Annotated in this window: 11 protein-coding genes; 8 read left to right on the top strand and 3 right to left on the bottom strand. The window is 51.3% G+C overall.

The features are described from left to right. Nucleotides 1-42: 42 nt before the first annotated feature. Nucleotides 43-3,435, bottom strand: a complete 3,393-nt coding sequence (locus CLV58_RS10815; protein ID WP_106137826.1) for a TonB-dependent receptor — start codon at nt 3,433-3,435, stop codon at nt 43-45. A 329-nt stretch (nt 3,436-3,764) separates the two neighbouring features. On the opposite strand from CLV58_RS10815, the gene selD reads away from it, so the two are divergent. From selD to CLV58_RS10850, 7 genes are all read left to right on the top strand, one after another. Next, nucleotides 3,765-4,829 carry a selenide, water dikinase SelD gene (selD, locus tag CLV58_RS10820; RefSeq protein WP_106137827.1) on the top strand — a complete coding sequence of 355 codons (1,065 nt, stop codon included), beginning with the start codon at nt 3,765-3,767 and terminating at the stop codon, nt 4,827-4,829. A gap of 68 nt (nt 4,830-4,897) precedes the next feature. Beyond that, nucleotides 4,898-5,668 carry an alpha/beta fold hydrolase gene (locus CLV58_RS10825; RefSeq protein WP_106137828.1) on the top strand — a complete coding sequence of 257 codons (771 nt, stop codon included), beginning with the start codon at nt 4,898-4,900 and terminating at the stop codon, nt 5,666-5,668. 112 nt (nt 5,669-5,780) lie between these two features. Continuing rightward, nucleotides 5,781-6,482, top strand: a complete 702-nt coding sequence (locus CLV58_RS10830) for an SAM-dependent methyltransferase (protein ID WP_106137829.1) — start codon at nt 5,781-5,783, stop codon at nt 6,480-6,482. A 96-nt stretch (nt 6,483-6,578) separates the two neighbouring features. Beyond that, nucleotides 6,579-7,217, top strand: coding sequence for an MBL fold metallo-hydrolase (locus CLV58_RS10835; RefSeq protein ID WP_106137830.1), 639 nt, complete (start codon nt 6,579-6,581; stop codon nt 7,215-7,217). After that, nucleotides 7,214-7,885, top strand: a complete 672-nt coding sequence (gene pssA / locus CLV58_RS10840) for a CDP-diacylglycerol--serine O-phosphatidyltransferase (protein WP_106137831.1) — start codon at nt 7,214-7,216, stop codon at nt 7,883-7,885. Before CLV58_RS10835 ends, pssA begins: the two co-directional genes overlap by 4 nt. Before the next feature lie 86 nt (nt 7,886-7,971). Then, entirely contained in the window at nt 7,972-8,223 is a 252-nt protein-coding gene (gene purS, locus CLV58_RS10845) for a phosphoribosylformylglycinamidine synthase subunit PurS (RefSeq protein WP_106137832.1), read from the top strand. A 138-nt stretch (nt 8,224-8,361) separates the two neighbouring features. Further along, nucleotides 8,362-9,369 (top strand): 3-oxoacyl-ACP synthase III family protein, encoded by a 1,008-nt coding sequence (locus CLV58_RS10850; protein WP_106137833.1) that lies wholly within the window; start codon nt 8,362-8,364, stop codon nt 9,367-9,369. A 64-nt stretch (nt 9,370-9,433) separates the two neighbouring features. On the opposite strand, the gene CLV58_RS10855 is transcribed toward CLV58_RS10850, so the two are convergent. Beyond that, entirely contained in the window at nt 9,434-9,805 is a 372-nt protein-coding gene (locus CLV58_RS10855; protein WP_106137834.1) for a CoA-binding protein, read from the bottom strand. A 302-nt stretch (nt 9,806-10,107) separates the two neighbouring features. Between CLV58_RS10855 and CLV58_RS10860 the strand changes: the two genes are divergently transcribed. Further along, nucleotides 10,108-10,761, top strand: a complete 654-nt coding sequence (locus CLV58_RS10860) for an NUMOD4 domain-containing protein (RefSeq protein WP_106137835.1) — start codon at nt 10,108-10,110, stop codon at nt 10,759-10,761. On the opposite strand, the gene CLV58_RS10865 is transcribed toward CLV58_RS10860, so the two are convergent. Continuing rightward, entirely contained in the window at nt 10,758-14,582 is a 3,825-nt protein-coding gene (locus CLV58_RS10865; RefSeq protein WP_106137836.1) for a sensor histidine kinase, read from the bottom strand. The genes CLV58_RS10860 and CLV58_RS10865 overlap by 4 nt on opposite strands. Nucleotides 14,583-14,627: the final 45 nt, after the last annotated feature.

The raw sequence follows: 14,627 nt of genomic DNA on the forward strand, positions 1-14,627 counted from the left end.
CCGTGCGGGGGATTTGCGTTATCAATTAACCTTTGGTACCGATTAGAATGAGTAGCGAACGCCAAGCTGCGCCTGCCAAACGTTGTCAATCGTAATGTTTTTCACGAAAGAGTCACGCAGCAGGATCGTTTTGGTTGTGCCGTTTTCAACGATCGACTGCGTTCCCATCCGGTAGGTAGGTACACCAGCGGTACTAACACCGACCAGCGACAACGGGCTCGATGACGTATTCTGCCAACCTACACCCCATTTGTTATTCAGCAGGTTACCAACATTCAAAATATCAGCCCGGAATTGAATCGTGTGACGCGTTCCTTTAGAACCGGTCCGCACATAGAATTCCTGAATGGCCGTGAAGTCGAATCGAGTCAACCAGGGAGCATAACCACCATTCCGCTCAGCATACTGGCCACGACGGGTTTTCAGGTAATCGTTGCCGTTGATGTACGCGTCGAAAGCAGCCTGTTGCTGTTCAGGAGAATATACCACTGCCGACGAACCCGATCCTACGGTCAGTGCCGAGAAGTTCAGTTCAGAAGCGCTGTTCGGTACGTAGATCAGGTCGTTACTTGTTTGACCGTCGCTGTTCAAATCACCACCTACTACGTAAGACGCTTTATAACCACTGGTCGATTGCATACCCAGCGTAAAGGTTGTCGAACCCCCAAACTTACCGCCGTAGTTTATGCGGTAGTTTGCATAGCCGATGATCCGATGACGCAGGTCATTATCGCCGTACGACATGGTTAGATAGTTCTGGCCCTGTACAGTCGGCGTGTTACCAACCACTGTGCTACCCACTAACTGCAGATCTCTCGCAAGGCCGTATGTATAAGCCAGCATTCCGCCAAGACCACTTACTGCCGGTTTTTCCAGTTTAGCTGTGAACGTGTACGAATTACCTACGTTTGTGTTCTTCAACACGAACGCGTTCGTATTATACGGATAGTTGATGTAACGAGCCGTGTTGATTGCTGCGGTACCCGTCACACCCGATGCCGGGAAAAGGTTACGCGTATCTGGACCACTCAACTGACGGGTTGGCGTAGCTAAGTTGGCGTCAATGTAACGAAGCGCCTGGATTGTCTTATTGTAGATTACTTCAACCGTTCCAATCAGACCCCAAGGCAGGCGTTGGTCAATCGCCAGGTTTGTTTTCCAAACCGTTGGATATTTCAACTCTGGATCGGTTGCGTTAACAGCATAGCCTGTCAAGCTACGAACGTCTGTAGTCATTGCTGGCAATATACCAGCAGGCAATTTGCTAGGATCAGTAACAAACGGAATATTCGCGTTCGGCAGGTTATAAACACCTGTGTTCACGCCATTGTTACCGAGCTGGTTCGACACCAGTACTTCAGGAATACGCGATACGAAGATACCGCTACCACCCCGAATCTGCGTTGTTTTGTCGCCTTTGATATCCCAGTTGAAACCGACGCGGGGGGAGAGCAGCAAGCGTGCTTTCGGGAAAGCACCGGTATTCAGTTTATAAGGCTGATTGTTTTCATCCTTGTACGTTTGCTCTGCTACCCGTGGGTTGTAGAAATCAGCAGCAGTTGAGTTATCGTAGGCGAAAATATCTGCCCGTAAACCAGCTACTACTTTAAACGCTGGATTAACCTGGAACTCATCCTGTACGTACGCACTATAGGTACTCCGGTGCAGCGTTTGCAGCGGCTCACCACTCACCAGCGAGTAACGCAGGTTGTACTGCCGTACCGATACAGGTGAGGTTGTTGACGCAGGGTTAGCGATCGAGGCCAGTGCTGCGGTCTTGAAGTCAGCAATCGAGTTATACACATAGACACCGTTCGATGCCGGGAAGAACACGTTATTCGAGGTGTATTTCTCGTAAGACAGTCCAAACGTCAGCGTGTGTTTACCAGCGAAATAGCTAAAGTTATCCGTGATGTTCAGCGTCGAATAATTCAGCTTGTTGTTCGGTGTGAACGGGTCAAAACCAATCGACGTATAAGTCGTTCCTTCTTTCAGAATATCGATCGTCGGGAATATATCCGTCCGATACGTTCTGTCTTCGATTTGCTTGTTATACGTAGCAACCAGTTTGTTAGCGAATTTGCCGCCGAAAGTCGAGTTCAATTCTACAGCAATCGAGCGGGTATTATCGGCAATTTTATAGCCTGTATTCTGCGGGGAAAGCGCCAGGTTACCGGAGTAAGCACCAGTAGAATAGCCAGTGCGGTTGCCAAATCCGGCGGTACCACTACTGCTACTATTGCTAATCGCCTGATCTGACTCAGAATTGTGGTGCGAATAACGAACCGCCAGCTTGTGGTTATCACTGATGTTCCAGTCAAGACGGAGCAGCCCTTTTATGCTTTTCACCTCGTTATTGAAGTTGTCAATAGCGCCCAGATCCCGGTTGAAGTTCGTCTTCATGAACTGGCTGAGGTCATTCAAATCGGCCGCTGTTACCCGTGATACGTTACCCGCAGTTGAACCATCGCGTTGAGCAACCCAGTCTAGTGCAGGCTGGCTACTGTTGTACTGCTCTACGTTGGCAAAGAAGAACAGCTTATTGGGAATGATTGGACCACCGATTCGGAACCCCTTTGTCTTTTGATCAATCGTGACGGGGGGCAAATCGATTCCATTCGCTTTTTTACCTGCCAGGCTACTGTTACGGAACAGGTAATACACCGACCCTGAAAAATTGTTCGTTCCGGAGCGCGTTACAGCGTTAATACCAGCTCCTGAGAAACCCGTCTGACGAACGTCGTAAGGCGCTACGTTCAACTGAATTTCGTCCAGAGCGTCGAGTGAAACGGCTGTTGTACCCGTCCGTCCACCAGCGATAGCAGACGATCCCAGACCGAAACCGTTATTGAATACGGCACCGTCGATTGTAATGTTGTTGAAACGAGGGTCCTGTCCACCAAACGACTGCCCATTTCCGTAGGCATTGTACTTCGTAATGTCGTTGATTGTACGGCCCAGCGTTGGAATGGCATTGATCGTCTGCCGGCTGTACGAAGCGGCTGCACCTGTCCGGTTTGAACTGATGATATCATTGCGATTACCGGATACAACCACTTCAGAAAGTGACGTACTGTTGTCAAGCATCTTGAAGCTAACATCAGCCGATGTACCCAGGTTAGTGAATACGCCACCCACAACCTGGTCTTTAAACCCTACGTACGAAGCGATTACTTTGAACGGACCGCCAACCCGAACACCCGGCAGCGTATAACGGCCAGACGTGTTTGTTGTGGTTCCGTACCGGGTTCCCGAAGGCTCGTGGATAGCAACAACGGTGGCGCCTGGTAACGCACTGCCTTTGTCATCGTTCACTTGTCCTTCGATAACCGATGTAGTTACCTGTGCTCTAACTGCGCTTCCACCGAGCACAGTTAACAGCATACTGCTAATCAGCAAAAAAGCCAACCGGAATTGCAGTAGTTGTTTAGACATAGATGTTGATTGATTTTAGTTTGTACTGTTGAGAAAACCGCTGGTCAAGTACGCTGTTTTCAAGCCGCAAAGATGTTACAAAATTTTGGCGGCATCAAAGGCCCTTGTCCGCTTAAAGTACTATTATGCGTGCATACCAAACTACTTTCCCGGAATAGGCCAATAGCAGGCTCATTCTGTTCTATTTTCAATGTTAAGTTTTTGTTAAGCAGCCAGTAAAGAATTACCCGTAGCTGACCACCGAACCATTCATCGCAACACCGTGTACTTCAATACAAACCCTATTTATATCTCAGAACCTCAAACGGTTACATCTGATTTTTTTCGCCATGACAGCCGACTTTTCTTCAATAAAACTGACCCAATACAGTCACGGTGCGGGCTGTGGTTGCAAGATCTCACCCCAGATTCTGGACACTATCCTGCACAACCGAACCACCGGCCGCCATCAGGCTGGCGACCAGCCGTTGTTCCCGGATTTGCTGGTCGGTAATGATTCGCGCGACGACGCAGCCGTGCTCGACCTCGGCAATGGCGAAGCGATTATCAGCACCACCGACTTTTTTATGCCGATCGTCGATGACGCCTTCGACTTCGGTCGTATTGCGTCGGCCAACGCCATCAGCGACGTGTATGCCATGGGGGGTCAACCCATCATGGCGATTGCGATTCTGGGCTGGCCAGTCGATAAGTTGTCGCCGGAAGTGGCTGGACAGGTCATCGAAGGGTCGCGGGCCGTATGCCGGGAAGCGGGCATCCCACTGGCGGGCGGGCACAGCATCGACTCGCCCGAGCCGATTTTCGGACTGGCGGTTACCGGCCGCGTTCGCATCGATCACCTCAAACAAAACAACACCGCTACGGCTGGCTGTCGGCTGTACCTGACGAAGCCACTGGGTGTCGGCATTCTGACTACGGCACAGAAAAAAGGTATCCTTAAACCTGAACATGCCGATCTGGCCCCCACCCAAATGGCGCAACTCAACAGTTTCGGTGCGGTGCTGGGCACGCTGCCGTACGTGAAAGCCCTGACCGACGTAACCGGCTTCGGCTTGCTGGGTCATCTGACCGAGATGGCCGAAGGGTCGGGATTGAGCGCGGAGATCGATTATGATGCGGTACCGAAACTGCCCGTTGTCGAAGCGTACCTGGCGCAGAAGAGTTATCCCGGCGGTACGAGTCGTAACTGGGCCAGCTACGGCCATAAAATTGCGGACCTGACGGAAACACAACGCTATGTACTGGCCGACCCGCAAACGTCAGGGGGCTTGCTGATTGCCGTATCGCCCGAGGCCACCGATGTGTTCGAGCGTATGGCTAAAGGAAACGGGTTTACACTTCGCCCCTTCGGCACACTGGTCCCGCAGCGCGAACGAGTCGTTTACGTGCAGTAGCGAACGCCAAAGATCGGTTTTCGATTTCCGGTCGCTCCGGCTAGCTTTGCCCTGCATTTCTTTTGCCTATGAACTTATATTATCGCCAGGTCGGCGAGACAGGTCCGGCCATCGTTATTCTGCACGGCCTGTTTGGTTCGTCCGACAACTGGCTTACCATCAGCAAAGCAATCGCCGAGCCGGGCTACCGCGTATTTCTGGTCGATCAGCGCAACCACGGGCAATCGCCCCACACGACTGAACACGACTATGTGGGCATGGCCGATGATCTGCGTGGCTTCCTGACCGATCACAGCCTGAGCGACGCCATCCTGGTCGGCCATTCGATGGGGGGCAAAACCGTGATGCAGTATGCGATGAACTCCCCCGGTACGTTTCGCAAACTCGTTGTCGTTGATATTGCGCCCAAATTTTACCCAATTCATCACGCCGATATTATCCGTGGTTTTAACGCTATCGACCTGACGACGCTGAAAAGCCGTAACGAGGCTGATAAAATTATGAGTCAGTACGAGCCGTCGCTGGCGGTACGGCAGTTTCTGCTTAAGAACTTGTACCGCAATGAACAGGGGCAGTTTGCCTGGCGTATCAACCTGCCGCTGATCGAGCGCGAATTGCACGGTATCGGCGGTGACCTGACCGATACGACAACCGTTACCGCCCCTACCCTATTTATCCGGGGCAGCGAGTCGCCTTACATCACCGACGCCGACATTCCGGCTATTCAGCTGATGTTTCCGCATTCGACGGTCCTGACTATCGAAGGCGCTGGCCACTGGGTACAGGCTGAGAAGCCCGATGAATTTGTGACTGCGCTGATGAAATTTATAAACGAATAGTTGTAGGGTTGGACTGTTGTAAAGTTGCTACCGCGCGACCAATAGTCAGATGCACTGACGCGCCAGCCAATTTTACAACCCTACGACTCTTCAACTTCGTAACTTTTAAAAAATGCCGACACTTTATCTGATTCCCACGCTACTGGCCGACGACACGGCGACTACCGTTCTGCCACCGGTTGTGCGCGACATTATCGAATCGACGGATGCGTATTTCGTGGAGAACGTTCGCTCAGCCCGCCGGTTCATCAGCGGATTGAAAACCAGCCGGGTCATCGACGAAACAACGTTTTTCGAGCTTGACAAAGACACCCCTCCGGCCGACACGCGTCGGCAGATTCAGGAACTGATGGAGCGTAAACGGAACGCGGGAGTGCTATCGGAAGCGGGTTGCCCCGGTGTGGCCGATCCGGGTTCGGTTGTCGTTGGGTTTGCGCATAGCCTGGGGTGGAAAGTCGAGCCGCTGGTCGGCCCCTCATCGATTCTGCTGGCACTGATGGCGTCCGGGCTAAGTGGTCAGTCGTTCATCTTCCACGGGTACCTGCCTATCGACAAGCAGGACCGGGGGCGCTCGATTCGCCATCTGGAAAAGGAAGCACAGCAGCGGCTACAGACCCAGATTTTCATGGAAACGCCCTACCGCAACGACGCGCTTTTCACCGACATTGTGGCGCATTGCCAACCCAACACGCGCCTGTGCGTTGCCTGTAATCTGACCGCCCCCGACGCCTTCGTCCGCACGATGAGTATTCGCGAGTGGAAAGCAAACGTGCCCGATCTGCGCAAAAAACCGACCGTGTTTCTACTTTTGTAAGGTTAGTTTACGGTTTTTAGTATCCCCCCGTCACATCGAAGGTTACCTCCGGCGCTGCTCACCGAAAACCGTAAACTAAAAACTGAATACCGATCTATGATTCAAGCGTTTGAATTTTCGCCGTTCAGCGAGAACACCTATGTCATCGCCGACGATGTGACGCGTGATGCCGTTATCATCGACCCCGGCTGTTACGAGCAGGCTGAGAAGGAAGCGTTGAGCCAGTTTATTACCAGCAACCAGTTGAACGTACGGTACCTGCTGCTGACACATGCGCACCTCGATCACGTGTTTGGGGTTGCTTACGTCAAGCGCAAGTACAACGTAAAGGCGTACCTACACGAACTGGATCAGGTGATTTACAACGATGTGCCAACCCGTTGTGCGGTATTCGGGCTACGTGGCTACGAGCCATCAGAGATCGATGCGCACATCAAAGAGGGCGATCAGATCAAGTTTGGCAGCATCGTACTCGACGTCGTCTTCGTACCGGGTCACGCACCGGGTCACGTTGCCTATATCAACCACGCCGAACGCTACGTCGTCGGGGGCGACGTACTGTTTCAGCGCAGTATCGGTCGGACGGATTTTCCCTATAGCAACCACGCCGATCTGGTCAACAGTATCCGCACCGAGTTTTACACCCTTCCCGACGACTACACCGTATACGCAGGCCATGGCGAACCCACCACGATCGGGCAGGAAAAACGGGCTAACCCTTTTGTTCGACCATGAAGCTGCTTCGTCATTTGCCCAACGCCATGACCTGTGGCAACCTGCTGTGCGGTTGCCTGGGTATCGTACTGGCCATGCGCGGTCATCTCGACACGGCCGCCTGGCTTATTCTCCTGGCGGGGGTTCTCGATTTCGGCGACGGCTTTGTAGCCCGGCTGGTGAAGGTTTCCGGTCCGTTTGGCAAAGAGCTTGATTCGCTGGCCGATGTCGTCACGTTTGGCGTGCTACCATCAGTTATTGTGTTTCAACTGATGTGGTTTCAGAATCTGGGTGTTATTGCCTACAGCGCCTTTTTGATTGCGATCTTGGCTGCACTACGATTAGCTAGATTCAACATCGACACGCGGCAAAGTGATCAGTTTATCGGCGTCCCGGTTCCTGCTAACACTCTTTTGATTGCCGCTTTTCCGCTGATGGAGCGATATCAGCCCCAGTTTGATAGTCTTTGGAAAAACGACATATTTCTGGGTGCACTTATAGCTTTCTCTTTTTTCATGGTATCAGAGATTCCGCTGCTTGCCCTCAAATTCAAGTCGTTTCGCTGGGCCGATAATCGCACGAAATTCAGTTTTCTGCTGGCTTCCGCGCTACTCCTCTTATTTTTGCAGTTCGCGGCCATCCCGCTCATCATCGTTCTTTACATCGCCGTTTCACTTTTTTCAAAGTAGTTGACTGATGGAGTGATAGAATGATTGAATACTTTGTGTTAGTCTATTCAATCATTCTATCACTCCATCAGTCAACAATTCAAATTATGAAATACATCGCTGAAATTGACATCATGACCCGCGCTGAAATTCTTGATCCGCAGGGTAAGGCCGTTAAACTGGGGTTACACAACCTGCAAATGGATACCATCGACAACGTACGGATCGGGAAGCATGTGAAACTCGAAGTCGAAGCCGATTCGGAAAGCAGCGCCCGCGATACCGTTGATGCAGCCTGCCGTCAATTACTGGCCAACCTCATCATGGAAGATTACACGTTCGAACTGCGCACAGCCTAGTTGTTTTTGACAGGATTACAGCCGGGCCGCCGGGCGGATTTTCAGGATTTATGGTTACGGTCGTACCAATCCTGAAAATCCTGTAATCCTGTCTATTCAATACCCTTTTCGTACTTTTGTCGACAGCTCTATCGACAAATGACAACGACTTATTCACGAATTACCGGGTTAGGCTTCTACGTTCCCGACAACGTGGTGACGAATGACGACTTAACCCAATACATGGAAACTTCCGATGCCTGGATTCAGGAGCGAACCGGCATCAAACAACGTCGCTTTTTTACCTACGGTAAAGACACCAACGCCAGCATGGCGACAGCCGCTGCGCGTATGGCACTCGACCGGGCCGGCCTGGAACCGAAAGCCGTCGACCTGATCGTTTACGCGACCCTTTCGCCTGACTACTACTTTCCTGGATCGGCCTTCCTGATGCAGCGCGAACTCGGCCTGGAAGGCTGCGCCGTAATCGACGTGCGACAGCAGTGTTCGGGCTTTGTCTACGCCCTTTCCATTGCCGATCAATTCATCAAAACGGGCATGTACAAAACGGCCCTCGTCATCGGATCGGAGATTCAGTCGACACTGATGGACAAGACAACGGAAGGTCGCAATGTCGCCGTCATCTTCGGTGATGGTGCCGGAGCCGCCGTCGTGCAGGCCACTACCGATCCCGAACACCGTATTCTGTCGACACACCTACACGCCGACGGACGGTATGCCGAAGAGTTGTACCTGAAAGATCCAGGTAGCAGTCGGGAAGACCATTTTATCAACGCAGGCACGGCCGATTCGGCGGACAGCAGTGTTGTCATGAACGGAAATACCGTGTTCAAACATGCCGTCGTGCGATTTATGGAAGTAATCAACGAAGGCCTGTCGGCCAATGGTTATCAGGCCAGCGATGTCGACTTGCTGGTGCCCCACCAGGCCAATATTCGCATATCGGAGTACGTCCGGCAGCAGATGGGACTACCCGAAGAAAAAGTTTTCAACAATATTCAGTATTACGGCAACACCACGGCGGCTTCGATTCCGATCGCGTTGACGGAAGCCTACGAACAGGGCCGTGTCAAGTCCGGCGATCTAATTTGTCTGGCTGCTTTCGGCAGCGGCTTCACCTGGGGATCAGCTTTGATTAAATGGTAGAGTGATTGAATGACAGAGTGATTGAATCTACCAGTAGCATTCAATCACTCTGTCATTCAGTCATTCAATAATTTCCAACTGATAGCATCACCAGAGTACACGCTTCAATCGGCTCGATACCAGCCTGTTGCAGTTCTCGCTCAAAAGTCGGGTTTTCCGTTCCAGGGTTAAAAATCACCCGACGGGGCTTCATTGCCTTTACGTAGTCATACAGATTAGCCTGATTTTGCGGACCAACGTATAACGTTACGGTATCGACGTCATCCAGCATAGGTTGCCCCGTCTGAATCGTATGGCCGGCTACCGTTCCAGCTCGTAATCCGATCAACTCGACATCGTGCCCATACCGCAGCAGACTACGCGTAGCCTGATTGGCGTAGCGCGCGGGATTTTCTGTAGCACCAATTACTACCGTTTTTTTTCGACTTGTGCTCATCTGTTTGTTGTAGGTCTACCAGCCTCCCGATGAAACGATTCCGCACCCACCGTGGTTCAGCAGGACGTTTTTAGAAAAAAACTTTGTTTATGGATACTTAAACAAAAAATAGGTAATTTCGCGCTTACCCATAGGTATGTATCCTTATATACCCTTCCTTACCTCCTCTTTCTTAGGGCAATCAGGTCGTCATTAAATTTATCGCTAACTATTGTGGCAAAACTTTGTTTACGTTTTGTTCATCAATACGGCACACAGTTGATCAATACATATACCATTCAGCGCACTTAACAGAATTACCCATGAGTGATCGGAAGAACCAAAGTTTTTGGAATGAAAAATGGGCTCCCATCTCGTTTGATGAAGTAGAGAACCCACCCCGCTACGAAGTTTCGAACTACGGTAGGCTACGGAGTTTCCAAACGGGTTCGCGCGCAAGCACCACGACCACAGATAGGCAGACAGAGGTCGGTACGATCATAAAAGGCTCTACCATTCAGGGCTACCGATCGCTGAATATTCGTGCGGAGGGTAAGACGTTGAATCGCTACGTACACAAGCTGGTAGCCAGTCATTTTTGCCAACCTGGTGGTCCGGATGATACGTATGTTATTCACCTTGATTTTGATAAGCTGAATAACTTTTATCAGAACCTTCGATTTGTGACGAAGGAGGAGATGATCGAGCACAACCGGCAAAATCCGAATTTGAAGGATCGGGTGGTAAAGCGGGCGACCAGCAATTACAAACTCACCGAAAGTAAGGTCAAGATCATCAAGAAATTACTGCGTAACGATAAGAACCGGCTCAAGATGATCGCCAAGCAATTTGGCATCACTCATACGCAACTCAATCGCATTCGGTCAGGCGAAAACTGGAAACACGTCAGTATCGACGAAGAGCAACACCCGGCTCCGGCAAGCCGGCAGAAGGTTCGCTCGGAAGTGAAATCCTAGATAGTGAGCAAGGTTGGCGCTTCCACGAGCGGAAGCGATATAAAGAAGGAAGTGCCAACCCCCTCAGTTGTTTCAAACCAAATATTACCGCCGGCGTGCTCAACCCCCCGCTTCGCAATCGCCAATCCTAAACCAGAGCCGCCCCGCTTCGTGCTGAAGTTAGGCAGAAACACTTTCGGCTGAATGGCTTCCGGGATACCAGCCCCATTGTCGTGAAGTTCAATCCGAACTGATTCTTCGTAGGTGTACACCCGCAACTCGATCGTCGGCTTTCGGTCGGCGGGCACCGACTGGATAGCGTTGATAAGCAGATTGGTCAGAATACGGCCGATTAGTTGCCGGTCGCCAATAACCATCAGCGGCCCGCTGGCAATTTGCCGACTCAGACTAATTCGTTGATCGTCAGCGTATAAATCGGCCGCTTTGTTGATTACGGCCGTTATCTCGAACGTTTCATTCTTCGGCATTGGCATTTTTGCGAAGTCCGAGAACGACGTAGCGATATCACTCAGGTTATCAATTTGATCAAGCAACGAGTCGAATGTGCGCTGCATAATCCGGCGCGTGGCAGTATCGTTGACCGGCCGGGCTGTTGCGTTCTCGGGTTGCATACCGGGAAGCGTTCGTTGCAGGTGTTGCAGCGTCAGTTTCATCGGGGTCAGCGGATTTTTAATTTCGTGCGCAACCTGCTTGGCCATCTCCTGCCAGGCCGATTGCTTCTCATTCTGTGCCAGCGCCAGCTTACTTTCCTGTAGTTTCTCCAGCATCCGGTTGTACTCCCGGATCAGCATGCCAATCTCGTCGTCAGAACGCCAGGGTAAGGTTTCGTTCAGTTGATCCAGGTTCGTTTTGCTGATTTTCCCCGTCAGAATCTTTAGTGGCTTCGTCAACAGGATTGACGCGAAGTACGATAGAATCAGGAAAAACAGGAACAGCATCGTGAAAATGCTCAGAGCCGAGGAAATAACCTCGATCAACTGCCGGTCGAGTTCAGGCTGGGCGTAGAAATAAGGTACGCTCAGAATGCCCAGCAACCGCCCGTCGAACGATTTGATACTGGCGTAGGCCGTACTGTATTGCTTCCGACCCAACGACTCCGGCAACAATCTCTGATTCTCCTTGTCTTCGATCATGTGTACGTAAGCGGCCGGATTTATTCGCTTGGAAAGGTAGCCGCTTTCGTAAATCAGCGGACGCGTTGAACTGTATAACACGCCTTCGGCATCGAACAAATTGATATCGATACCCGCATCGCGGGCCACTTTGCCCAATTCCTCTTCCATCGACGCTTTGGTCCGTCGCTTGGCCTGTAGCTCATCGAGTGTCGTCACCAGATTAGCCGCAATGTTTCGGGCATTGGTGACGTACGTATTTTCCTGATTGTTGATGTAATTATTGCTGATAACGGTCAGGATAATGACGATAACCAGCACCAGTGGCAGAAAGAAAGCCAGGTTCAGCAGAATCTGAATCCGCGTTGAGTAATTGATACTGAATCGCGATCGGCTGTAGTGAACGGCGTAAAGTATGATGACGACGATCACCGTCAGCACCAGCAGCAGGTACAGAAACGAGAAGTTCGAGAATACATTCTGAAGCGGATACCCAACCGACGAGACGACGACAAGCCGCCCACCCTTACCCCACAAACCAACGTGTCGACTGTCGTTAACGACAATTCCCGTCTGAAAAAGTGCGGGGTCGGTCAGCATCGACAGGGGCATCCGACGTTCGTAATTATAACTACCCGAACTGTAAAGCCGCTTAGGCAACGGTTTACCACCGGGGCCGGGGCCACTATAGATCGCATAGCTATACTCCGGCATATCAGGCTGCTGAATAAACCGCGTATCGACCAACTGCTCCGGGTATGAGTTCTCGGGCTTTACGGTCTGTAAACGGAAGTCGATCACGACATAGCCAAGCGTGTCGGCCCGCACGGTAGTATCAGCGGTACTCCGGATGGGAATGAAGCAGACGTACTGTTTGAACGACTGCCGGGTGGCTTCGTTGAGCAGGTAGACACCGGGATAAGCCGTCCGATAGCCCGGTTGTCGGTATCGGTTGTTCAGCATCATGAGTCGATTCGCTTCCGACAATATATCCGTCGACTTACCGGTACGCCAGAACGACATTACGTCGATTTTATACTTGTCAAAATAACGATCGAGGTGAACCCCTTTCACGCGATGCTGAATCTGCTGATGCTGAAATTTCAGGGTATCGTTGCGCAGAATTTGGATGATATCGGGATCAGTCGCGATGGATTTCTGGGCCTTGCTCATCAGAAACTCACCCAACTCATCGTTTTCGGCCAAAATCCGTCGACCGAACGACTGTTTTTGAGCCAGTTGCTTCTGTAGTTCCTGCTGGTAAACCACATACGCCGTTGCAGCCGCTGAAATAAACGCAGCCAGAAACAGGTATATCGACGTTTGGTACCGAAACATGTATAAGGTTCGGGGGAACCGGTAGCGGTACAGCAGAAACCAGTAAATACCATTCAACGCCAGCACTGGCTCGACTGGCAAGCTGGCTACGTACAGCCACATCACGGCCAGTATTGTTCCAATCACTAACCAGAGTAAGCCCCCCCATCCCTTGCGATTGAACCGTACAAACAGACTGCCCAACAGGTGAGTCAGCAGGAAATAGATAGTTGAAACCGAAATGAATATCAGCAGACATGCCACCTTAAGCGCAGTAAACTGAATACTCAGCGTGATGTCGAGCGTAAACTGCGACTTCTCGTAGATGTTGTTGATTTCGGCATAGCAAGCGACAAAAACGACGTAGCCCAGAATGACCAGTACAACCGAAAGGCCATGCCGTGCCCCTTCCGGCAATTGCAACAGTTGGTTATACCAGCGCGATCGGTAGTAATTGTTTACCCAGTACAGTGCGAGTAACAGCACCACCAGCGAATTCAGCAACAGATCGCCAAGCGACGGCACCACTGCTGACGAATTATAAAACTGGGGATTGAATAGATCCGACTCAATGAACAGAAATGGGACGCCGAAATAAAGCATCAGTGCCCGCAGAATCAGCAGGTAGGCCGCCAGCCAGAAAAAACCCCAGCCATACCGACGCTTCTGCTGCAAAAGCAGCATGAACTGAAATACGTAGAGCCCCAAAAACACGACGCCCAGCGTGGCCAGGATAATCGTGTTTACGGGCGTCGTTTGATTCTGGTACGCGTGAATTTTGGGCGGCACAACCGAAAACAGAAAAATCGGCGTGTTATCGTAAATGATCTGATACGGCTTGCTTCGATCGCTGGTGATCGCGGTCGGGTCGGTAGCGAACAGGTCAGGATTGTAGCCGGAGTGCAGATACGCGTTGTCGTTGCGGTAGTGCCGGTACACGTTTACCAGTGAGAACACGGTCAGTGTATCAGCCGCCCGAATAACACGTTGCCGGCTAACAATGTAGCGCCCCCCCTCGAAGGATACCAACCGGGGATACGTGATCGTAGCAACACGACTGTAATCTGGTATAAACTGGTTATCAGACCAATACAACAGTTTAGGCGCTCCAGCCTGTCCGCGCTGCTTTTCAAAAATGTAGTACGGGAAACGCGTTGGCACACTCAGGTTACTGAACGTCAGCTCAGCTGTCTGCTGTAATTTGCCGGCAACCAGGTTCAGTTCCTCGCTGCTTGTGCGCATTTCGTCTTTTACCCGCTGCTGAACGGCACTCAGGTACTGCTCATCAGCCGCACCGGGCGCATTCTGCTCTAGAAACCAATAGCAAAGCGCCGACAGGGTAAATGCCAGAACAGCCAATACCAGAAAGATATGTTGCTCAATTCGCTTCACAGGCCCTCAACGGGGATGGTTTGGCTGTAAAAAAGACTAAAATCA

Origin of the sequence: Spirosoma oryzae, from assembly GCF_003002825.1 — a bacterium.
Lineage (GTDB): Bacteria > Bacteroidota > Bacteroidia > Cytophagales > Spirosomataceae > Spirosoma > Spirosoma oryzae.

Excerpts from the sequence above, each read along its gene's own strand:
- CLV58_RS10815 (WP_106137826.1), bottom strand. The coding sequence starts at position 3,435 with ATGTCTAAACAACTACTGCAATTCCGGTTGGCTTTTTTGCTGATTAGC.
- selD (WP_106137827.1), top strand. The coding sequence starts at position 3,765 with ATGACAGCCGACTTTTCTTCAATAAAACTGACCCAATACAGTCACGGT.
- CLV58_RS10825 (WP_106137828.1), top strand. The coding sequence starts at position 4,898 with ATGAACTTATATTATCGCCAGGTCGGCGAGACAGGTCCGGCCATCGTT.
- CLV58_RS10830 (WP_106137829.1), top strand. The coding sequence starts at position 5,781 with ATGCCGACACTTTATCTGATTCCCACGCTACTGGCCGACGACACGGCG.
- CLV58_RS10835 (WP_106137830.1), top strand. The coding sequence starts at position 6,579 with ATGATTCAAGCGTTTGAATTTTCGCCGTTCAGCGAGAACACCTATGTC.
- pssA (WP_106137831.1), top strand. The coding sequence starts at position 7,214 with ATGAAGCTGCTTCGTCATTTGCCCAACGCCATGACCTGTGGCAACCTG.
- purS (WP_106137832.1), top strand. The coding sequence starts at position 7,972 with ATGAAATACATCGCTGAAATTGACATCATGACCCGCGCTGAAATTCTT.
- CLV58_RS10850 (WP_106137833.1), top strand. The coding sequence starts at position 8,362 with ATGACAACGACTTATTCACGAATTACCGGGTTAGGCTTCTACGTTCCC.
- CLV58_RS10855 (WP_106137834.1), bottom strand. The coding sequence starts at position 9,805 with ATGAGCACAAGTCGAAAAAAAACGGTAGTAATTGGTGCTACAGAAAAT.
- CLV58_RS10860 (WP_106137835.1), top strand. The coding sequence starts at position 10,108 with ATGAGTGATCGGAAGAACCAAAGTTTTTGGAATGAAAAATGGGCTCCC.